The organism is Neorhizobium tunisiense, assembly GCF_039631515.1.
Lineage (GTDB): Bacteria > Pseudomonadota > Alphaproteobacteria > Rhizobiales > Rhizobiaceae > Neorhizobium.
In genome coordinates, this window is record NZ_JBDIUU010000009.1 from 277,222 (window position 1) to 297,836 (window position 20,615).

Consider the following 20,615-nt stretch of genomic DNA (forward strand, 5'->3'; position numbering starts at 1 on the left):
AATGGCGGATCAGTCCATCATCAGTGCGCTCGTCCTCGGTTTGATCGAGGGGCTGACTGAGTTTCTTCCCGTTTCCTCGACCGCTCACGTTCTTTTGGCTGGTCATTTCCTCGGTTTCCAATCCCCCGGCAACACTTTCGCGGTGCTGATCCAACTCGGTGCGATCCTCGCCATCCTGCTCGTTTATGCCCGCAAGCTGCTGCAGATCGCGGCCGATCTGCCGACCAGTCCCAAGGCGCGCAGGTTCGCGGCAACGGTGCTGATCGCGTTCCTGCCTGCGGCGGTGATCGGCGCTTTGGCCCACGATTTCATCAAGGCCGTGCTGTTCGAAACGCCGATGCTGATCTGTATCATGTTGATCCTCGGCGGCTTCGTGCTGCTCGTGGTCGACAGGATCAAGTTCCAGCCGAAATACCACGACGTGATGGATTATCCGCTGTCGCTCGCCTTCAAGATTGGCCTCTGCCAATGCGTGGCGATGATCCCCGGGACCTCGCGTTCCGGCGCGACTATCGTCGGCGCTCTGCTGCTCGGCGCGGACAAGCGCTCGGCGGCGGAATTTTCGTTCTTCCTCGCCATGCCGACCATGCTCGGCGCCTTCGTGCTCGACCTTTACAAAAACCGAAATGCCTTGAGTTTCGACGACGGCGCGGTGATCGCTGTCGGTTTCGTCGCCGCCTTCGTCACCGCCATCGTGGTGGTGCGATCGCTGCTCGATTTCGTATCGAGCCGGGGGTACGCGCCGTTCGCCTACTGGCGAATCGTCATCGGCGCCGCGGGCCTGATCGCCCTGCTGCTGGGAGCGTAAAAAGAAGGCGGCTCAAAGGGCCGCCGACTTCCCGATCATGTCAGTGATGGATAGATGCCGTGCTGCACGGATCGACGCCGTATGCAGGCGTGCATTCGCTCTTGCCGGCGGCTCCCGTCGTCGGGGCCATGAACGAGCCCGCGAGGATGATCAGCGCTGCGCACGCAAAAAAGAGTGCGATGGGCTTGCCCATGGAGGAATGCCTTTCGATGGAAGATTTTATCGTCACGGTTGCGCCGCTTGTTTGGTGAGGGAGGATCTATGGGTTGGATTAGAAGAATTCAATAAAGGATTTTGCTGAACCGGCCGTTAACGCGACTGCATCAGCCACTGCGACCTTTGTGCCACAATCCTTGCCCGAAACATGAGCGACAACAAAGGGGTGCCCGAATTTTCAGCGGGCACCGCCGGCATGCCGGGGCGAAATCGATCGCGAGATATGGTTAACGAATGTCAGGCCGCGCGGCCGGAGCCGGTGTACTGGCCCTGCGGGCGGTACTGCACAAGGTAAGATGGCAGGATGGAAGAGACGAGCGTCGGGCGGATGTCCATCCCCTGCAACGTGCGGCCTTCCGTGGCGGCGGCATCGGAAACCACATTATCGACCTTCAGCAGCTTCACCTGGTCACTGGTGATCGGCGGCTGGACGAAGGGGATCAGAGACGCGATGCTGCCGATCAGCGACGCGATGCCGAAAGGCAGCGAGACGAGCGCATTGCTGCGATTGGTGACGCGCAGCATGGTCTCGAGACACTGGCGGAAGGTCATCACCTCGCCGCCGCCGAGCTCATAGATCTTGCCGGACGCGATCGTGCCATCGACGGAGCGGGCGACGGCTTCGGCGACATCCTCCACATAGACCGGCTGAAACTTCGTCTTGCCGCCGCCGATCAGCGGCAGAGCGGGGAAAATGCGGGCCATGGAGGCGAACTTGTTGAAGAAGCTGTCTTCCGGCCCGAACATGATCGACGGCCGCAGGATCACGGCATCCGGCAGCGTCGAAAGGATCGTCGCCTCGGCGCGGCCCTTGCTGCGGGCATAGGACGATTCCGAATTGGCATCGGCGCCGATCGCGGAAATATGGGTGAGCCTGGCGCCGGCCGCACGTGCCGCATCGGCGACCGCGCGAGCCCCAAAATCCTGGACCGCGTCGAACGTGTTGCGGCCGCTCTCGAACATGATGCCGACACAGTTGACGACATGCGAAGCGCCTTCGACGGCCCGCAGAACCGACTGGCGGTAGCGAAGGTTCGCCTGGACCAGCGAAATTTGCCCGACATAGCCGGCCGGCAGCAGGAAGCCTGCGAGATCCGGGCGGCGGACGGCGACCCGGACGCGATAACCGCGCTTGGCAAGCGTTCGCACCACATGCCTGCCGACGAAGCCCGATCCTCCGAAAACGGTGACGAGCGGCGGAAGGTTGTTGATGGTCATGGCGTGCTCCGGGAGCCTGTGGGACGAGATGAGTGCTGTTTAACCGAATCGCGGCACGGGTGGAAGTGTCTCCACTGCCGCACCGACCGCGACAACCGGGTTCTTAAAGGCCGTCGAGAACGACGATTTCACCATCCGCCACTTCCTGGCGGATCTTGATGGCGATCGCATATTCGGGCGAATTGTAGCAGTCGATGGCGGCCTGCATCGACGGGAATTCGATGATGACGTTGCGGGCCCGGGACTTGCCCTCCATCGCCGCCATTGCGCCCCCACGGGCGAGGAAGTTGGCGCCAAATTTCTCGAAGGCCGGCGTGGCCGCCGCGATATAGTCCTTATAGCGTTCCGGATCGCGGACATCGACGCGGGCGACCCAATATCCCTTGGCCATGGCATTTCCTCCAACGTGTTTTCGGTTGCTGTGACTTCTGGCAAATTCCAGGGCGAGTCAAGATGACGGCTTTGCTCAGTTATCCTTGCGCCCCCACCGGGACTCATCCCGGATCACGATCGGGAGAAATCATCTCCTGCAACGGCTCGTTGTCAGAGCACGCCCTGCATCTCGGCGAGGATGGCTTGCGCTGCAGCCTTCGGATCCGGCGCCATGACGATCGGGCGGCCGACGACGAGATGGCTCGATCCGGCACGCAATGCGTCCGAAGGTGTCATGACCCGCTTCTGGTCGCCCGCTTCCGAGCCCGCAGGGCGGATGCCGGGCGTGACGATCGCCATGTCGGGGCCGACGATCTTGCGCACCGCAGCCGATTCCTCGGCCGAGCAGACGATGCCGCCCATGCCGGCGGCCAGCGCCTGTTCGGAGCGTCGCAGAACCAGCGTATGAGGATCGTATTCGTAACCGGCATCGACGAGATCCGTCTCGTCCATCGAGGTCAGGACGGTGACCGCCAGCAGGCAGAGGTCGGAACCTTTTGCTGCCTCGACCGCGGCGCGCATCGCCTTCGGATAGGCGTGCAGGGTGAGCATGGTCATGCCCATCTTGACGATGTTCTCGACGCCCTTCGCGACCGTGTTGTCGATGTCGAGCAGTTTCATGTCGAGGAAGACTTTTTTGCCATCCTTCGCGAGATCGCGTGCAAGTTCGAGACCGCCGGCGAATACGAGCTGGTAGCCGATCTTGTAGAAGGAAACGGTGTCGCCGAGCGCGGAGACCATCTTTTCGGCTTCGCCGATGGTCGGAATATCGAGGCCTACGATGAGGCGATCACGAGCGTTCATGCCTGGAACCCTTCCCATTTTTCGATGGGCGTCCAGTCGCATGAGACGGTTCGATCCGCAAGTGTGAAGCAGAAGAGATTTCCCCCACCACCCGGCTGGTCCCTGTCGCGGGCGATCGGCGAGCCGCTGAGATGGCATTTCAACAGCGTACCAACGCCGCCATGGCCGACGAAGGCGATCGGCACGTGTGGATCGTGATCGGCGAGAATTCTGGCGACCGCCGAAACGATGCGGCTCTGCGCGTCCACGGCGCGCTCCCAGCCTTTGAAGCTCTCCTCCGGATGGGCAAAGAACCAGTTCGCGGCGTCCTCGAACAGCGGCGGCGGCAGAAAGCCTGTCGCCGAGCGGTCGTTCTCGTGGGTGTCCTCGGCGATCTCGATCGAAATGCCCGAGGCGAGGCCAAGGATTTCCGCAGTCTCGATCGCCTTCACTTCGTCACTGGAGACGATCCGGCCGAGCTTTCTGGCCCAGTCGGATTGTGCGGCTTCGCGGGCGCGGGCGGCGCCAATATCGGAAAGGCCCCATTTTGGCACCGATATGTTCGGGTCGATACGAACCTGCGGATGGGTAATGTAGAGGCCGAATGTCATCGTCAGCCGCGTGTATAGGTCCAGAGCTGCGCCGGCGGGATGTTGCGGACGACGAAGTCGTAGTGCTTGATCCGGTAGCGGTCGGGCTGGGCGATGATCGGCGAAACGGGGCCGTAGGTGATCTGCATTACGGGCCGGCCGGCCGGAATACGGTCGAGCAGGTCTTCGAGCAGCGCAATACGGCGCTCCATCGGAAAGCTCAGGAGCGGGATCGCCGAAATAATGCTGTCGAAGGTCTTGTCCTTCCAGGCACCAAGCGTGCGCTTGAGATCGAAGGCGTCGCCGTTGATGAAGTTCACGCCCTGGTAGGTGCGGACGAGATGCTGGAAGAAATCGGTCGAGTATTCGATCGAGACCAGGTTCTCCGGCGAGATGCCGTGCTTCAGGATCGCCTTGGTGATGATGCCGGTGCCGGGTCCGAGTTCGAGGACAGGCAGGCCCGATTGGGTGTCGATGACGCTCGCCATGCGCTTGGCGGTGACCGAGGAGGTGGGGCAGATCGCGCCGACCCGCTTTGGTCCGTCGATCCAGCCCTTGAAGAACCGGATTTCATCATCGAACTTGCGGCCGAGCCGCTCCTTCAGGCGCAATTCCATTTTTTATCCTCTCCCTTTTTTGCCCTATGTGAACCTCTATGCCGCAAAAGCAAGAAGAAATGTCGCACCGGGAAAACTGCGTGAAAAAGGCGGCTGGAGTTTCCCAGCCGCCTCGATGACCTAGACGCGCATCGGCATCAAGACATAGAGCGCGTCGTCACCCGCCGTGTCGCGCACCAATGTCGGAGAACCGGCATCGGCCAGCATGAAGATCGCATCCTCGCCGGAAAGCTGGGCGGTGATGTCGAGCAGGTACTTGGCGTTGAAGCCAATTTCCATCGGATCATTGTCGTAACCGACCGCAACTTCTTCCGTGGCGCTGCCCGAGTCCGGATTATTGACAGTCAGCATCAGCTGGCCATCGGTCAGCGACAGCTTTACGGCGCGGCCGCGCTCGGAGGAAATGGTCGAGACGCGGTCGACCGCCCTGGTAAAGCTCTGGCAATCGACGCGCATTTCCTTGTCGTTGCCCGTCGGGATGACGCGCTGATAATCCGGGAAAGTGCCGTCGATCAGCTTGGAGGTCATCACTACCGAGCCGAGCGTGATGCGGATCTTGGCATCTGAAACCTCGATCGTGACGACCGCTTCCGGATCATCGACCAGTTTCTGCAGCTCGCCGACCGTCTTGCGGGGAATGATGATGCCCGGCATTCCTTCCGAGCCCGACGGCGCCTGCACATCGGCGCGCGCCAGGCGATGACCGTCGGTCGCGACCGCGCGAAGCTTGAGGTCCCCGTCGGCTTCGATCGTGTGGAAGAAGATGCCATTCAGGTAATAGCGCGTCTCCTCGGTGGAGATCGCGAACTGGGTGCGGTCGATCAGCATTTTCAGATCGGTCGCCTTCAGCTTGAACGTATGTGTGAAGCTGCCGGCGGTGAGATCCGGGAAGTCCGATTCCGGCAGGCACTGCAGCGAGAACTTGGAACGGCCGGATTGCACCGTCATCGAGCCGCCGTCCGGGTTGGTGGCGAGCAGCACCTCGGAACCGTCCGGCAGCTTGCGGACAATTTCATAAAGCAGGTGCGCCGGAACCGTCGTGGCTCCGGCTGTTTCGACCATGGCCGGCAGGACCTCGGTGATTTCGAGATCGAGGTCGGTCGCCTTCAGGTCGAGGCTGGCCCCGGACGCGCGCATCAGCACGTTGGAAAGGATCGGGATCGTGTTCCGACGCTCCACCACGCGATGTACGTGGTTCAGCGACTTCAGAAGGTTGGACCGCTCAAGAGTAATACGCATGGACGCAATCGCTTTCGACCGTGGCGATCCGGCAGGGCCGGACCCCTGATATTCTGCCGGCTTTGGGCGAGCCGGATGATGTGGACCGGCAAAATGGCAGACAACGCGTTCCAAAAGCAAGAGGTGAACAAGGCGTTAGCAAGTCATTTCACATCTGTCTCACGCACTGCACACAGAAAATATGCGTTCTCAACAGCTTGCGCTTTACTTGCCGAAGCCTGCCGGCTTGCCCATAAAGGCTCATGACCATCCTTTTGCGCGTGACACCCCTTGACCGATGACCTGAAGAGCAGCCAGCGCGGCTATCGCGTCGCCAATACTTTCGTGCCCGCGCGGCCGCTGGAGCCGGCGCTTTATCTGGTCGCAACCCCGATCGGCAATCTCGGCGACATCACGCTGCGGGCGCTCGAAACGCTCTCCGGCGCCGATGTGCTGGCCTGCGAGGATACCCGCGTCACCCGCGTGCTGCTGGACCGCTACGGTATCGTCAACCGGCCCTACGCCTATCACGAGCACAATTCGGATGAAGTCGGGCCGAAGCTGATCGCCGCGCTGCAGGAGGGGAAATCGGTGGCGCTGGTCTCCGATGCCGGCACGCCTCTCGTTTCCGATCCCGGCTACCGGCTTGGCCAGATGGCAATCGAAGCCGGCTACAAGGTCGTGCCGATCCCCGGCGCCTCGGCGCCGCTCGCAGCCCTTGTCGGTTCCGGCATGCCGTCCGATGCGTTCCTGTTCGCCGGTTTCCTGCCGGTCAGGGACAAGGGCCGGCGCGACCGGCTGGCCGAGCTTTCAAAGGTGCCGGCGACGTTGATCTTCTTTGAATCGCCGCATCGCATCGGCGCAACGCTTGGCGCCGCCGCCGAAGTGCTGGGGGCGAACCGGCGTGCGACGGTCTGCCGCGAACTGACCAAGACTTTCGAAGAGTTCCGCCGTGGCACGCTGGAAGAACTCGCCGCCTATTATAATGACGACCGCGTCGTGAAGGGCGAGATCGTGCTGCTTCTGGCGCCGCCGGAGGCCGAGGAGCCTCCCGGCGAGATCGAGGTGGACGCGCTGTTGCGCCAGTTGGCGTCTGTCATGCCGGCCGCCAAGGCCGCCGCCGAAGCTGCCCGCGTGACGGGACTTCCGCGCAAGGATCTCTATCAGCGGCTTCTGGACCTGAAAGGCGACGCAGGTGGCGGAGAGTGACCCAAGCCTGAAGCGCCGCAAAGCGGAGCGGCAGAAGGCTCAGCGATGGGGCCATGTCTCGGAATATCTCGCCGCACTTTATCTATTGGCCAAAGGCTACAGGATTTTGGCGATCCGCTACCGCACCAGGCTCGGCGAGATCGATCTCATCGTCCGCAAGGGTGATGTCGTGGCCTTTGTCGAGGTGAAGGCGCGGATCGGCGAACGGGAGGCGATCGATGCCGTCGGTTACACCACCCAGAACCGGATTCGAGCCGCAAGCGATATCTGGCTTTCAAAGCGGAAGGATGCTGCAAGATTGTCCCAGCGTTACGACGTGATCGCGGTGCTTCCTGGCCGCCTGCCGCGGCATTTTGCGAACGCTTTCTGACGATGATGTGAAATTATTGCATAGGTGTGCAATGTAATATTTCTGACATGAAACTGTTAAGGGCCTGTCACAGCGTAGCCCTATTGCGATCCTCACCCCAACAAAGGTGGAGAGGACCTTAAAAATGTTCAAAAAGCTTTCGATGGCCGCGCTCGCGGTCGCACTGTCCGCGACTTCGTCGCTTGCCGCGACCGAGGTCACCTGGTGGCATGCCATGGGCGGCGAGCTCGGCAAGAAGCTCGAAGAGATCGCTCAGAAGTTCAACGAGAGCCAGAGCGACTACAAGGTCGTCCCAGTCTACAAGGGAAGTTATCCGGAAACGTTGACCGCCGCGATCGCCGCGTTCCGTGCCGGCCAGCAGCCGGCCATCGTCCAGGTCTTCGAAGTTGGCACCGGCACGATGATGGCCGCCAAGGGCGCCGTCTATCCGGTCTACAAGCTGATGGCCGATGAAGGCGAGCCCTTCGACACCAAGACATTCCTGTCTCCGGTCACCGGCTATTATTCCGATACGAAGGGCAACATCCTGTCGCTGCCCTTCAATTCCTCCACGCCGATCATGTATTATAACAAGGACGTCTTCAAAAAGGCCGGCCTTGATCCCGAGGTTGCCCCGAAGACCTGGAAGGAAGTCGAGGAATTCTCGAGGAAGATCGTTTCCTCCGGCGCTGCCAAGTGCGGCCTCACCTCGGCCTGGATTACCTGGGTCCAGACCGAAAACCTTTCGGCGCTGCACGACAAGCCTTTCGGCACCCTGCAGAACGGTTTCGGCGGTGTGAAGTCTGAGTTCACCTTCAACGGTCCTCTGCAGGCCAAGCACTGGGCAAACCTGAAGAAGTGGCAGGACGAAGGCCTGTTCAAGTATGGCGGTCCGGTCGGCGGCGACCAGGCGGCGACCATGTTCTATTCCCAGGAATGCGCTATCACGATGAACTCCTCCGCAGGCCGCGCAGGCGTCATCAACAACGCCAAGACCTTCACGCCGGGCTTCGCTCCGCTGCCTTATTATGACGACGAGATCAAGGAGCCGAAGAACTCCATCATCGGCGGCGCCACCCTCTGGGTGCTGAACGGCAAGGAAAAGGCGACCTACAAGGGTGTAGCCAAGTTCTTCAGCTATCTCTCCAAGCCGGAAGTCCAGGCCGATTGGCACCAGTTCACCGGTTACCTGCCGATCACCAATGCCGCGTACGATCTCGGCCAGAAGCAGGGTTATTACGCAAAGAACCCGGGTTCCGACATCGCCATCAAGCAGATCACCCGCGGTACTCCCTCGGAAAATTCGAAGGGCGTGCGGTTCGGCAACTTCACCCAGGTCCGTACCATTGTCGACGAAGAGTTCCAGGCACTCCTCGCCAACAAGAAGGACGCCAAGCAGGCGCTCGACAGCGCGGTGCAGCGCGGCAACGCGCTTCTGCGTGAATTCGAGGCTGCCAACTCGAACTGATTGCTTCGATCGCTCAGGGGAGGACCGGCTGTCGCCGGCCCTCCCTTGCTTGCTTGTTACGTTGTGGTGAGGGACCGGTGGATACCAAAAGAACAACCTTCAACAACCGCCTGCTGCCCTATCTGCTGCTCGCGCCCCAGCTCGCTATCACGCTCGTTTTCTTCATCTGGCCTGCCGCGCAGGCAGTGAAATCCTCCTTCGAGCGGGAAGATCCGTTTGGCTTCTCGACCGTTTTCGTAGGGCTGACCCACTATCGGCAGTTGTTTGCGGACCCGAACTATCTGGATGCGCTCTGGCGCACCGCCGTATTCGCGGTGTCCGTAACCGCCCTTTCGATGGTGCTCGGCCTGGCATTCGCGGCGGCGGTCGACCGCCTGGCACGGTCCGCGAAAATCTATACCACCCTGCTTGTCTGGCCCTATGCCGTCGCACCTGTCGTGGCGGGCGTCCTGTGGTGGTTTCTCTTCAATACATCCACCGGCCTGCTGCCCTTCTTCCTGGAGCGCATAGGAATTCGCTGGGACCATGATCTCAACGGCACGCATGCCATGATCCTGATCATCATCGCGGCAGCCTGGAAGCAGATCTCCTACAACTTCCTTTTCTTCCTGGCCGGGCTGCAATCAGTGCCCCAGTCGCTGATCGAGGCTGCCGCCATTGACGGTTCGGGGCCGGTGAGGCGCTTCTTCACCATCTCTCTGCCGCTTCTGTCGCCGACGACGTTTTTCCTGTTCATCATCAACGTGAACTACACGATGTTCGACACCTTCCCGATCGTCGATGCCACGACGGGCGGCGGGCCTGCCCAGACGACGACCACGCTCGTCTACAAGGTCTATCAGGACGGTTACGTTGGTCTGAACATCGGGTCGTCCTCGGCGCAGTCGGTATTGCTGATGTTGATCGTGATGCTGCTGACCTTCGTTCAGTTCCGCTTCGTCGAACGCCGCGTCCAGTATTGAGGAACGATCATGGTTGAAAATCGCCCCTTCCTCACCTTCGTCACCCACGCTTTCCTGATTCTGGGATTTCTGGTGGTCGCGCTACCGGTCTATGTCGCGATCGTGGCATCGACCCATGACATCTCGACGCTGATGAGCGGGCCTGTTCCGCTTCTGCCGGGCTCGCATCTCATCGAGAACTATTCGACCATTCTGACGAGCGCCTCTGCCGCTCACGGCCTGCCCAACTATTCGCACATGGCGCTGAACTCCCTGATCATGGCGTTGGCGATCACGGTCGGGAAAATCGCGATCTCGATCCTGTCAGCCTTTGCGATCGTCTATTTCCGGTTTCCTTTCCGGCTGCTGGCGTTCTGGATCATCTTCGTGACGCTGATGCTGCCGGTCGAGGTGCGCATCATGCCGACGTACAAGATCGTCGCCGACCTTGGCATGCTGAATTCGTGGGCCGGCCTGACCGTCCCCCTGATCGCATCGGCCACGGCGACCTTCCTGTTCCGCCAGTTCTTCATGACGGTCCCGGACGAGCTTCTGGAAGCGGCCCGGGTGGACGGAGCAGGCCCCATGAAGTTCTTCCGGGACATCCTGCTGCCGCTCTCGCGCACCAATATCGGCGCGCTATGCGTCATCCTCTTCATCTATGGCTGGGTTCAATACCTCTGGCCGCTCCTGGTGACCACCGACCCCGGCTACTACACGCTGATGATGGGGATGAAGCGCATGGTCACCGTGCAGGATGGTGTCATCGAGTGGCAGCTCGTCATGGCAGGCTCCGTGCTTGCCATGCTTCCCCCCATCCTCGTCGTGGTTTTCATGCAGCGGTTGTTCATCCGCGGGCTTACTGAAACGGAGAAATAACATGGCTGGAATCCACATTTCGGAAGTCTCGAAGATTTATAATGGCGGCGTAAAGGCGGTAAGCTCCGTCTCCATCGACATCGTCGACGGTGAGTTCATCGTCCTCGTCGGTCCTTCGGGCTGCGGCAAGTCCACGCTCTTGCGCATGGTTGCAGGGCTGGAAGCCATTTCCGCGGGCGAGGTGAAGATCGCCGGACGGGTCGTCAACCAGATCGAGCCGGCCGAGCGCGACATCGCCATGGTTTTCCAGAACTATGCGCTCTATCCGCACATGACGGTCTACAACAACCTCGCCTACGGCCTCAAAAACCGGGGCACGCCGAAGGCCGAGATCGACGCCCGTGTCGCCGAAGCTGCCCGCATGCTGGAGATCACCCAATATCTGGAACGCAAGCCGCGCGCCCTTTCCGGCGGTCAGCGTCAGCGTGTTGCCATGGGCCGCGCCATCGTCCGCAAGCCGGCCGCCTTCCTGTTCGACGAGCCGCTCTCCAACCTCGACGCCAAGCTGCGTGTTTCCATGCGCGGCGAGATCAAGCGCCTGCAGCGCCGCCTCGGCACCACGTCGATCTATGTGACCCACGACCAGCTCGAAGCCATGACGCTGGCCGATCGCCTCGTCGTTCTGAACGGCGGCCAGATCGAGCAGATCGGTGCGCCGCTGGAAGTCTACCACGCGCCGGCCTCCACCTTCGTCGCAAGCTTCATCGGCTCGCCGGCCATGAACCTCGTCAAGGGCGAGCTGCACGGCGACAAGCTGGCGATCGGCCCGGCGATGATCGGCCTCAACGGTTTCGCACCAACTTCGGGCGCCGTTACCGTCGGCGTCCGCGCCGAGGATCTGCGCATTGCGCGCGACGACGAAGAGGCTCTGCCGTTCCGTCTCGAATATACAGAGGAACTGGGTGCCCAGCGCCTGATTCACGGTCTGGTTGGCGACCAGCAGATCACCGCTGCCGTTTCGCCGGAGATCGCGCTGTCGCCGGACATGCGCGTTGCCGTCGATGCCAAGCGCCTGCACTTCTTCTCGATCGATACGGGTAAGCGCCTGCCGGGCAACGTTCCGGCGGAGGCCAAGCTTGCGCCGGTCGAGCCGGTTATCTGAGGGCCCAATCCGAAATTGAGGCCGATCGTTAAAATTCTAGCATCGGCCTGAAGAGTGGGCTTACTCTTTGCCACTAGCATCTCCCGGAATTGACAGCTTCCGGGGGAAAGATGAGTTGGCACGTCCTCGCCGCGACCGCAGCGGCAATTGCATTTCGGTACAAGTCCTACACGCCCGAGAAGCCGAAGGTGAAGCCGTTCATCGGCGCCTGCCCCCATTCTCTTGAAATGAAGCCGATGCCGATCGAGCCCACATGGGTGCTCGCCGGCGATCCCCAGGCGCGCGCCGGTTCCCATTCCACCGCCGAGGACGATTGCGCGACGACCGGGGTGTGGGAATGTACGGCGGGCGAGTTCCGCTGGTACTTCCATTGGGACGAAACAGTGGTGATCCTGGAAGGCGAAGTGCATGTGACTGCCGAGGACGGCACTGAGCGCGTTCTGCAGGCAGGCGATGTCGCCTATTTCAAGGGCCGGACCTGGGCCACCTGGCGGATCGACACATATCTGAAGAAGGTCGCCTTCATCCGCCGGCCTTTCCCGAAGCCGATCGCCATGCTTTTCCGCCTGCGCAACATGTTGCGGGCAAAGACGCAGGTCGGCATCTCCGCGTGATATCGGCCCGATTGCAGTTGCCTTTGGAGGCTCGCCATCCTACATCAGGCGGGCCAATCCTAGGGGGCTGAAGTCATGGCGAAAATCCGCAAGGTCGCGTTCCAGATGGACCATATTTCCGGCATCAGCATTGCCGGCGATTCTACTTTCGCCATGGCGCTCGAAGCGCAGGCGCGTGGCTTCGAGCTGTTTCACTACACCCCCGACCGCCTGACCATGCGTGACGGAAAGATCTTCGCTGCCGTCGAGCCGTTGCAGGTACGCGACGTCAAGGGCGAGCATTTCACGCTCGGAAAGAAGGAACGCGTCGACCTGTCGGCGATGGACGTCGTCCATCTCCGCCAGGATCCGCCCTTTGACATGGGCTATATCACCTCGACCCATCTGCTCGAGCGCATCCACCCGAAGACGCTTGTCGTCAACGACCCCGCCTGGGTGCGCAACTCTCCGGAGAAGATTTTCGTCACCGAATTCGCCGATCTGATGCCGGCAACGCTGATCAGCCGAGATCCGGGCGAAATCGCCCGCTTCCGGGAAGAGATGGGCGATATCATCCTGAAGCCGCTTTACGGCAATGGCGGTGCGGGTGTTTTCCATTCCGCCCGCGATGACCGCAATTTCACGTCGCTGCTCGAAATGTTCGGCCAGATGTATCGCGGCGAACCCTATATCGCCCAGGCCTATCTGCCGGCCGTGCGCAAGGGCGACAAGCGTATCCTTCTGGTGGACGGCGAGCCGGTCGGTGCGATCAACCGGGTTCCCGCCGAACACGACAGCCGTTCCAACATGCATGTCGGCGGCCGCGCCGAGGCGACCGAGATCACGCCGCGCGAGAAGGAAATCTGCGCCCGTATCGGACCCGCCCTGCGCGAGCGCGGCTTCATCTTCGTCGGCATCGATGTGATCGGCGACTACATGACCGAGATCAACGTCACATCTCCGACGGGCATCCGCGAAGTCAAGAAGTTCGGCGGCGCCGACGTCGCAGGCCTCCTCTGGGATGCGATCGAGGCAAAACGCGCCTGACGAAGACAAGGCGTTTCGGATACGGATCGCCTTTGTTCTCACGATACAACCGCACGCAACCCATATGCAGCGGATGCGTGAAATTGTTCGATCAATGTTCTTGTTTCATTCCTATTTCTATGCCAGATTGCAATTCCTGGCACGGAAAGCGTGTATCGCTGGCGTCCCGGACATGAAGTTAGGGGCGGGGTGGATATGGTTTCGCGCGTCAGTACAGTCGCATTCCAGGGCATAGAAGGCGTTCCGGTCGACGTGCAGGTCATGGTCGGGCCTGGAAAAATAAACATGCATATCGTCGGCCTGCCGGATAAGGCGGTGGCCGAGAGCCGCGAGCGGGTGCAGGCGGCATTGCACGCCTCGGGCCTTGCCATGCCGCCGAAGAAGATCACCGTCAATCTGGCGCCGGCCGACCTGCCGAAGGAAGGATCTCATTTCGACCTGCCGATCGCGCTGGCGCTGATGGCGGCGCTGGGCGCCGTTCCCGGAGATGCGCTTACCGGTTATGTGGTGCTTGGGGAACTGAACCTCGACGGCACGCTTGCGCCTGTGGCCGGCGCACTTCCGGCGGCGATCGCCGCCAACGCGCTGGGAAAGGGCCTGATCTGCCCGGCCGACAGCGGCGCGGAAGCCGCCTGGGCAGGGGCCGATATCGATATCGTCGCACCGCGTAGCCTGATCGCGCTCGCAAACCATTTCCGCGGCACCCAGGTCATCTCGCGTCCGCAGCCGGCAATCCGCGCCTTGCCTGCCAATTTGCCGGATCTCATCGACATCAAGGGCCAGGAAAGCGCCAAGCGGGCGCTGGAAGTCGCCGCCGCCGGTGGGCACAACCTTCTGATGGTCGGTCCTCCCGGCTCCGGAAAATCGATGCTCGCCGCCCGGCTGCCGTCCATCCTGCCGCCGCTTTCGGCTGCCGAACTGCTGGAAGTGTCGATGATCCACTCGATCGCAGGCCAGCTTTCCGGCGGCAAGCTTTCCGATCGCCGGCCTTACCGCACGCCGCACCATTCGGCCACCATGGCAGCACTGGTGGGCGGTGGCCTGCGCGCCAGGCCCGGGGAGGCATCGCTTGCCCATCACGGCGTGCTGTTCCTCGATGAATTCCCGGAATTCTCGCCGCAGGCTCTGGACGCGCTCCGCCAGCCGCTGGAGACCGGCGAATGTATTATCGCCCGCGCCAACCATCGGGTTTCCTATCCCGCCAGTATCCAGCTCGTTGCCGCCATGAACCCATGCCGCTGCGGCATGGCAGGCGAACCCGGCCATTCCTGCGCACGTGGGCCAAAATGCATGTCGGACTACCAGGGACGCATTTCGGGGCCGCTGATGGACCGGATCGATATCCGCATCGACGTGCCGGCGGTCTCGGCCGCCGATCTCATTCGCCCGATGCCGGCGGAAAGCAGCGCGGATGTCGCCAGGCGCGTGGCGGCTGCGCGTGACAGGCAGCGCGAGCGGTTCGAGCAGGCCGGTTATCCGCGCGTGCTCACCAATGCCCGCTGCTCGACGGCGCTGATCGAGAAGATCGCCGAACCCGATCCCGGTGGTCTCCAACTGCTCAGGGATGCGGCGGAAAAGCTCAAATTCTCGGCCCGCGGATACCACCGCATATTGAAAGTCGCCCGCACGCTCGCCGATCTCGACGGCAAGGACACGGTCGGCCGCATTCATCTCGCCGAGGCGATTTCCTATCGCATGGCCGGCGAACGGCTGGCGACCGCGGCGGCATGAAGCAGAAGGTTAGGGATGGGGTTGCGAAGGCCGGGAGGTGGCGATGAATTAGCTCTGCGGCCAGGGCAGGCGGTCACCGATGACCAAGCTCCACTTGGGCGGACCGCCGCTTAGGCAGACGCGGATAGCATACGCTTCCGTCGTTATCCTCAGGTCAAGCCCGAGGACGACGACCTGAAGAAGTGCAGCTAACCACCCAACCCCTCAAACAGCGCGGTCGAGAGATAACGTTCGGCGAAGGACGGGATGATGACGACGATGGTCTTGCCGGCATTTTCCTCGCGGCTGCCGACTTCGATAGCTGCCTGAAGCGCCGCACCGGAGGAGATGCCGACCGGAACGCCTTCGAGCCTGGCCACCAGTCGGGCCATCTCCATCGCCTCACCGCTGTTGACGGTGATGATCTCGTCATAGATGTGGGTGTCGAGGATCTTTGGCGCAAAACCTGCGCCGATGCCCTGGATCTTGTGCGGGCCTGGCTGGCCGCCGGAGAGTACGGGCGATTCCTCCGGCTCGACGGCAATGACCTTGAGCGCCGGGTTGCGCTCCTTCAGCACCTGGCCGGCGCCGGTGATCGTGCCGCCGGTGCCGATGCCGGAGACGAAGATGTCGATCTTGCCCTCGGTATCGTTCCAGATTTCCTCGGCTGTCGTCTTGCGATGGATTTCCGGATTGGCCGGGTTTTCGAACTGTTGCGGGATGATGGCGTCCGGAAGCGTCGCGGCGAGTTCTTCCGCCTTGGCGATCGCACCCTTCATGCCTTTCGGCCCTTCGGTCAGCACCAGTTCGGCCCCGAGCAGGGCCAGCATCTTGCGCCGCTCGATCGACATCGTTTCCGGCATGGTGAGGATCAGCTTGTAGCCCTTGGCGGCGGCGGCGAAGGCGAGCGCAATCCCGGTATTGCCGGACGTCGGCTCGACCAGCGTCGTCCTACCAGGGGCGATCTTGCCCTCGGCCTCCAGGCTTTCGATCATAGCCACGCCGATACGGTCCTTGACGGAAGCGATCGGGTTGAAGAACTCAAGCTTGGCCAAAAGATTGGCCTTCACGCCCTTTTCCTTGGCCAGCTTGTCGAGGCGCACGATCGGCGTGTCGCCGATGGTTTCGGTGATCGACGAATAGATTCGGCCGCGGCCCGGCTTTCTGGTCTCTGGCATGGTGCTCTCCCTGAGTTTGGAGAGAAGTTAGGGCGTGTTCCCGAGGAATACCAGCAAGGCAGAACCGGACGGAAAGAGAAATGGAAATTTTGTTCCCGGAAGGGGTGGGGAACGAAAACGCCTTTGCGTTCAGAGGCCAGTCGAGCCGAAGCCACCGGCGCCGCGGACAGTTGCAGAGGTTTCCGCAATCTCGGTTACCCGGACCCGGGTGACAGGCGCGATCACCATCTGCGCGATCCGCATGCCGCGGGTGATGACGAAATCCTCGTCACCGAGGTTGATGAGCAGCACCTTCACTTCGCCGCGATAGTCGCTGTCGATCGTGCCGGGCGTGTTGAGGCAGGTGATGCCGTTCTTGAAGGCAAGGCCGGAGCGCGGCCGGATCTGCGCCTCGAACCCTTCCGGGATTTCGAAGATGAAGCCGGTCGGCACCAGCACCCGTTTGCCGGGCGCGATCGTCAGCGGCATGCCGTCCTCGACGGCGGCACGCAGGTCCATGCCGGCGGCGCCAGCGGTTTCATAGGCCGGCAAGTCGAGGCCGGCGCCATGGGCGAGACGGATCAGGTTCAGCTTCGGCGAGGAGGGGGCGTGAATGTTCATCATGTCATTTGGCGACCCGGTGTCGCTCCGGTCAAACACGAATTGAAAGTTATCCACGGAGTCGTTAGATACGCGGCAACGTAAAGGATCTAGAAAAAATGCCCGAAACGATTGCCGAGGCGGTTTCCCGCCGCCGCACATTCGCAATTATTGCCCATCCGGACGCGGGCAAGACGACGTTGACCGAAAAACTGCTGCTGTTTGGCGGCGCTATCCAGCTCGCCGGCGAAGTCAAGGCGAAGAAGGACCGTATCCAGACGCGGTCCGACTGGATGAAGATCGAGCGCGAACGCGGCATCTCGGTCGTCACCTCGGTGATGACCTTCGAATATGACGGCAACGTCTTCAACATTCTCGATACGCCCGGCCACGAAGACTTCGCCGACGATACCTATCGCACGCTGACGGCGGTGGATGCCGCGGTCATGGTCATCGACGCGGCAAAAGGCATTGAGCCGCGGACGCTGAAGCTGTTCGAAGTGTGCCGCATGCGCGATATCCCGATCATCACCTTCATCAACAAGATGGACCGCGAAAGCCGCGATCCCTTCGAGATCCTGGATGAGGTCGAGGAGAAGCTGGCGCTCGATACCGCTCCGGTCACTTGGCCGATCGGCCGGTCCAAGACCTTCTGCGGATCCTACCATCTCGCAGACAATACGGTTCGCGGTTCGGATACCGATATCAAAGCGACCCCGGTCAACGGACCTCAGAGCGTTGCCGACCGCCTGCCGGAAAACGAACGGGCGGCCTTCGTCGAGGAGACCGAACTCGCGATCGAGGCTTGCCGGCCGTTCGACCGTCAGGCCTTCCTGGAGGGCCACATGACGCCGGTCTTCTTCGGCTCCGCATTACGCAATTACGGCGTGCGCGATCTGATTGACGCGCTTGGCGATTTCGCACCGCCTCCGCGCGATCAGGTAGCGGATGTCCGCACAGTGCATGCCACCGACGAGAAGATGACCGCCTTCGTTTTCAAGATCCAGGCGAACATGGATCCCAACCATCGCGACCGTATCGCGTTTGCGCGCATCTGCTCCGGCAAGCTGGAGCGCGGCATGAAGGCGCGGCTGGCGCGTACCGGCAAGCAATTGGGGCTCACGGCGCCGCAATTCTTCTTCGCTTCGCAGCGCCAGCTTGCCGACACCGCCTATGCGGGTGATGTGGTCGGCATCCCGAACCACGGCACACTGCGCATCGGCGATACGCTGACCGAAGGCGAGCAGCTCGTCTTCCAGGGCGTGCCGAACTTCTCGCCGGAAATCCTTCGCCGCGTGCGGCTGGAGGATGCCATGAAGGCGAAAAAGCTGAAGGAAGCCCTGCAGCAGATGGCGGAAGAGGGTGTCGTTCAGCTCTTCTCCCCGGAAGACGGCTCGCCGGCCATCGTCGGGGTCGTCGGCGCGCTGCAGCTCGACGTCCTGAAGGAACGGCTGCAGGGCGAATACGGCCTGCCGGTTTCTTTCGAGATGTCGCGCTTCTCGATCTGCCGCTGGATCTCGGCCGATCATCAGGCCGATCTCGACAAGTTCCTGACGGTGAAGCGCGGCGATATCGCCCGCGATCTCGATGGCGATCCGGTTTTCCTGGCGCAGGACAGCTTTTCGCTGCGCTACGAGTCGGAGCGTTATCCGGCGATCAAGATGGTCGCGATCAAGGAATATCAGGTCGCCAAGGCGGCCTGATACCATCCCTGTGTTTTAGCCGAACTTGACCGCTGTCGTATTGGACCCGCAGACCAGCACGCAGACGCGCTCATCGGGGTCGGGAACATATTTGCCGGACAGCAGCGCGGCGAAGGCGGCGGCACCGCCGGGTTCGGCAACGATGCGGGCGCCGGCCCAGAGTGCCTTCTGAGCCGCGAGGATTTCGTCGTCGGTCACCAGGACCGGCGGCTGGACATATTTCTGCGCGACAGGAAACATCAATTCGCCGACCTGCTTCGGCGCCAGCGAATCCGCCGCGATGCCGCCGGCCGGCGCATCGACCGGGTGACCGGCCTTGAAGGCTTCGTAAAGCGTCGGCGCGCCGTCCGATTCCACCGCGACGATCTTCACACGGCCGCGGAACCAGGAGGCGATGCCGCCGATCAACCCGCCGCCGCCGACGGCCACGAGCAGCGTCGTCATCTCCGGCAGGTCGTCCTCGATCTCCTTGCCGAGCGTGCCCTGGCCGAGCAGGGTTTCCACCTGGTCATAGGCATGGGCGGCGATTGCGCCGCTCGTCGCCACATAGGCCTGGCTTGCCGCCAGTGCATCGTTATAGCGGTCGCCGCCGACCACCAGTTCCGCGCCATAGGAGCGAATGAGATCGATCTTTGCCTGCGAGGCCACGCTCGGCACGAAAATATGCGCCGGAACGCCGAGCCGCATCGCCGCATAGGCGACGGCCGCCCCATGGTTGCCGCCGGACGCGGCAACGACGCCGGCAGCCGGGACATTGCGCGTCAAAAGGTTGGTAAAGGCGCCACGGGCCTTGAATGAGCCGGAATGCTGCAGCAGTTCGAGTTTCAGGTCGACCGGCAGCGGTGTCCCCCCGAAATCCCGCATATCGACGCGCATGACCGGCGTGTGGCGGATATGCGGGCGGATGAGCTTCTCGGTTTCCGCGATACGTTCTGGCGTGACTGTGTGTTCGATCGACATGATGGCCTCGTGGGATTGGAGCGGCCATGGGTATCCGCCAAATCACCGAAATGAAAGTCCCTTCAGGCGCCGATCCGTTCGCTGAGAAAATCGACGACGGCGCGCACCGCGGGAAGCTGCCCGCGCCGGTGCGGCATCAGGATCGTCGTGGTGATACTGCCGGCCGTCCAATCGGGCAACAGGCGGATCAGCCTGCCCTCGGCAAGCGCGCCGCGGCAGACGGAAGTCGGCAGGCAGGTCAGGCCAAGGCCTGCCATCGTTGCCTTCATGATCACCATCGGCTCGTCGGCGGAAAGCACGGATCTGGGTGTCACGGCGACTGCTTCGCCATCCTCGCAGGACAACTTCCAGACCATGTCCGTCGGGCCGGCGGTGACCGCCCTGTGCCCGGCGAGATCCTCCGGCCGAAAGGGTTCGCCATGGATGCGAACATAATCCGGTGAGGCGACGACGAAAAAGGAGTGGGTGGCAAGCTTCTTCTGCAGCAGCGTCGAATCCGGCAGCGGCGCCTGGTGGCTGCGTACTGCAATGTCGAAACCTTCCTGAACGATATCGACAAACCGGTCGCTGACATGCAGCGAAAGATGCAGTTTCGGATATCGTGCCGAAAGCTCGGCGAGATGATCGGCGAGCGTGAATTGCGCGGTCGGCACCGCAGCCGTCATCCGCACGATGCCGCTCGGCTCGCCGAGATGGGTACGCACGACGGTTTCCGCCATTTCCGCCTCGATCACAGACGCCTGCGCGTGCCGGAAGAAATCCCGGCCGAGATCGGTCAGCGAGAAGCTGCGGGATGTCCGTTGGATCAGCCGCACGCCAAGCCGGTCCTCGAGCTCCGCCACGCGTTTGCTGACGGTGGATTTCGGTACGCCGAGCCGGCGGCCTGCCGCGGAAAAGCCGCCGTGCTCCACCGCCTGCACGAAGAAATAGAGATCGTTGAGGTTGGGTAAAGTCATTCTCAGCTTCCATACCCATGGACTTAAAGGCGGAAAATTGATGTCTATCGCACCAGCGT

Annotated in this window: 22 protein-coding genes; 11 read left to right on the forward strand and 11 right to left on the reverse strand. The window is 61.9% G+C overall.

All coding sequences use genetic code 11. The features are described 5' to 3' along the window. Nucleotide 1: 1 nt before the first annotated feature. Nucleotides 2-808, forward strand: a complete 807-nt coding sequence (locus ABCW43_RS24455; RefSeq protein WP_345929277.1) for an undecaprenyl-diphosphate phosphatase — start codon at nucleotides 2-4, stop codon at nucleotides 806-808. Between the two features lie 40 nt (nucleotides 809-848). Here ABCW43_RS24455 and ABCW43_RS24460 read toward each other — a convergent pair whose 3' ends face one another. From ABCW43_RS24460 to dnaN, 7 genes are all read right to left on the reverse strand, one after another. Continuing rightward, the gene (locus ABCW43_RS24460; RefSeq protein ID WP_007763306.1) at nucleotides 849-1,001 is read right to left on the reverse strand and encodes a hypothetical protein; all 153 of its coding nucleotides are present in this window, start codon (nucleotides 999-1,001) and stop codon (nucleotides 849-851) included. A 260-nt stretch (nucleotides 1,002-1,261) separates the two neighbouring features. Beyond that, complete coding sequence (locus ABCW43_RS24465; RefSeq protein ID WP_345929281.1) at nucleotides 1,262-2,242, reverse strand: complex I NDUFA9 subunit family protein; 981 nt, start codon at nucleotides 2,240-2,242, stop codon at nucleotides 1,262-1,264. Between the two features lie 103 nt (nucleotides 2,243-2,345). Then, complete coding sequence (locus ABCW43_RS24470; protein WP_345929283.1) at nucleotides 2,346-2,633, reverse strand: DUF1330 domain-containing protein; 288 nt, start codon at nucleotides 2,631-2,633, stop codon at nucleotides 2,346-2,348. A 152-nt stretch (nucleotides 2,634-2,785) separates the two neighbouring features. Next, nucleotides 2,786-3,478, reverse strand: a complete 693-nt coding sequence (gene pyrF / locus ABCW43_RS24475) for an orotidine-5'-phosphate decarboxylase (protein WP_345929285.1) — start codon at nucleotides 3,476-3,478, stop codon at nucleotides 2,786-2,788. Next, a complete protein-coding gene (locus tag ABCW43_RS24480) occupies nucleotides 3,475-4,068 on the reverse strand; it encodes a histidine phosphatase family protein (protein WP_345929287.1) in 594 nt (197 codons plus the stop codon). The genes pyrF and ABCW43_RS24480 overlap by 4 nt, the downstream gene beginning before the upstream one ends. A 2-nt stretch (nucleotides 4,069-4,070) precedes the next feature. Continuing rightward, entirely contained in the window at nucleotides 4,071-4,664 is a 594-nt protein-coding gene (gene pmtA, locus ABCW43_RS24485; protein ID WP_345929289.1) for a phospholipid N-methyltransferase PmtA, read from the reverse strand. Between the two features lie 120 nt (nucleotides 4,665-4,784). Then, nucleotides 4,785-5,903, reverse strand: coding sequence for a DNA polymerase III subunit beta (gene dnaN / locus ABCW43_RS24490; RefSeq protein WP_345929291.1), 1,119 nt, complete (start codon nucleotides 5,901-5,903; stop codon nucleotides 4,785-4,787). Nucleotides 5,904-6,173: 270 nt separating this feature from the next. Between dnaN and rsmI the strand changes: the two genes are divergently transcribed. The 9 genes from rsmI to ABCW43_RS24535 all read left to right on the forward strand — a co-directional run bounded on the left by rsmI (nucleotide 6,174) and on the right by ABCW43_RS24535 (nucleotide 15,201). Then, entirely contained in the window at nucleotides 6,174-7,091 is a 918-nt protein-coding gene (gene rsmI, locus ABCW43_RS24495; protein WP_345929293.1) for a 16S rRNA (cytidine(1402)-2'-O)-methyltransferase, read from the forward strand. Then, on the forward strand, nucleotides 7,078-7,461 hold the full coding sequence (locus ABCW43_RS24500; RefSeq protein ID WP_345929295.1) for a YraN family protein: 384 nt from the start codon (nucleotides 7,078-7,080) through the stop codon (nucleotides 7,459-7,461). Before rsmI ends, ABCW43_RS24500 begins: the two co-directional genes overlap by 14 nt. Before the next feature lie 124 nt (nucleotides 7,462-7,585). Then, nucleotides 7,586-8,908, forward strand: a complete 1,323-nt coding sequence (gene ugpB / locus ABCW43_RS24505; RefSeq protein ID WP_046627868.1) for a sn-glycerol-3-phosphate ABC transporter substrate-binding protein UgpB — start codon at nucleotides 7,586-7,588, stop codon at nucleotides 8,906-8,908. Nucleotides 8,909-8,985: 77 nt separating this feature from the next. Then, complete coding sequence (ugpA, locus tag ABCW43_RS24510) at nucleotides 8,986-9,870, forward strand: sn-glycerol-3-phosphate ABC transporter permease UgpA (protein WP_345929297.1); 885 nt, start codon at nucleotides 8,986-8,988, stop codon at nucleotides 9,868-9,870. Between the two features lie 9 nt (nucleotides 9,871-9,879). Then, nucleotides 9,880-10,728: a sn-glycerol-3-phosphate ABC transporter permease UgpE gene (gene ugpE / locus ABCW43_RS24515; RefSeq protein WP_345929299.1), complete on the forward strand. Its 849-nt coding sequence runs from the start codon at nucleotides 9,880-9,882 to the stop codon at nucleotides 10,726-10,728. Between the two features lies 1 nt (nucleotide 10,729). After that, the gene (ugpC, locus tag ABCW43_RS24520; protein WP_345929301.1) at nucleotides 10,730-11,830 is read left to right on the forward strand and encodes a sn-glycerol-3-phosphate ABC transporter ATP-binding protein UgpC; all 1,101 of its coding nucleotides are present in this window, start codon (nucleotides 10,730-10,732) and stop codon (nucleotides 11,828-11,830) included. Between the two features lie 110 nt (nucleotides 11,831-11,940). Continuing rightward, nucleotides 11,941-12,444, forward strand: a complete 504-nt coding sequence (locus ABCW43_RS24525; protein ID WP_345929303.1) for a cupin domain-containing protein — start codon at nucleotides 11,941-11,943, stop codon at nucleotides 12,442-12,444. A 75-nt stretch (nucleotides 12,445-12,519) separates the two neighbouring features. Beyond that, nucleotides 12,520-13,470 (forward strand): glutathione synthase, encoded by a 951-nt coding sequence (gene gshB / locus ABCW43_RS24530; RefSeq protein ID WP_345929305.1) that lies wholly within the window; start codon nucleotides 12,520-12,522, stop codon nucleotides 13,468-13,470. A 195-nt stretch (nucleotides 13,471-13,665) separates the two neighbouring features. Further along, on the forward strand, nucleotides 13,666-15,201 hold the full coding sequence (locus ABCW43_RS24535) for a YifB family Mg chelatase-like AAA ATPase (protein WP_345929307.1): 1,536 nt from the start codon (nucleotides 13,666-13,668) through the stop codon (nucleotides 15,199-15,201). A 188-nt stretch (nucleotides 15,202-15,389) separates the two neighbouring features. Here ABCW43_RS24535 and cysK read toward each other — a convergent pair whose 3' ends face one another. Beyond that, entirely contained in the window at nucleotides 15,390-16,358 is a 969-nt protein-coding gene (cysK, locus tag ABCW43_RS24540; RefSeq protein WP_345929309.1) for a cysteine synthase A, read from the reverse strand. A 129-nt stretch (nucleotides 16,359-16,487) separates the two neighbouring features. Then, nucleotides 16,488-16,958 (reverse strand): dUTP diphosphatase, encoded by a 471-nt coding sequence (gene dut, locus ABCW43_RS24545; protein WP_345929422.1) that lies wholly within the window; start codon nucleotides 16,956-16,958, stop codon nucleotides 16,488-16,490. A gap of 98 nt (nucleotides 16,959-17,056) precedes the next feature. Here dut and ABCW43_RS24550 point away from each other — a divergent pair, with 98 nt between their 5' ends. Beyond that, complete coding sequence (locus ABCW43_RS24550) at nucleotides 17,057-18,640, forward strand: peptide chain release factor 3 (RefSeq protein WP_345929311.1); 1,584 nt, start codon at nucleotides 17,057-17,059, stop codon at nucleotides 18,638-18,640. Nucleotides 18,641-18,655: 15 nt separating this feature from the next. Here the strand turns inward: ABCW43_RS24550 and ABCW43_RS24555 are convergent, their stop codons facing one another. Both ABCW43_RS24555 and ABCW43_RS24560 read right to left on the reverse strand, forming a co-directional pair. Further along, nucleotides 18,656-19,600, reverse strand: a complete 945-nt coding sequence (locus ABCW43_RS24555) for a threonine/serine dehydratase (RefSeq protein ID WP_345929313.1) — start codon at nucleotides 19,598-19,600, stop codon at nucleotides 18,656-18,658. Nucleotides 19,601-19,662: 62 nt separating this feature from the next. Continuing rightward, on the reverse strand, nucleotides 19,663-20,556 hold the full coding sequence (locus ABCW43_RS24560) for a LysR substrate-binding domain-containing protein (protein ID WP_345929315.1): 894 nt from the start codon (nucleotides 20,554-20,556) through the stop codon (nucleotides 19,663-19,665). Between the last annotated feature and the right edge of the window lie 59 nt (nucleotides 20,557-20,615).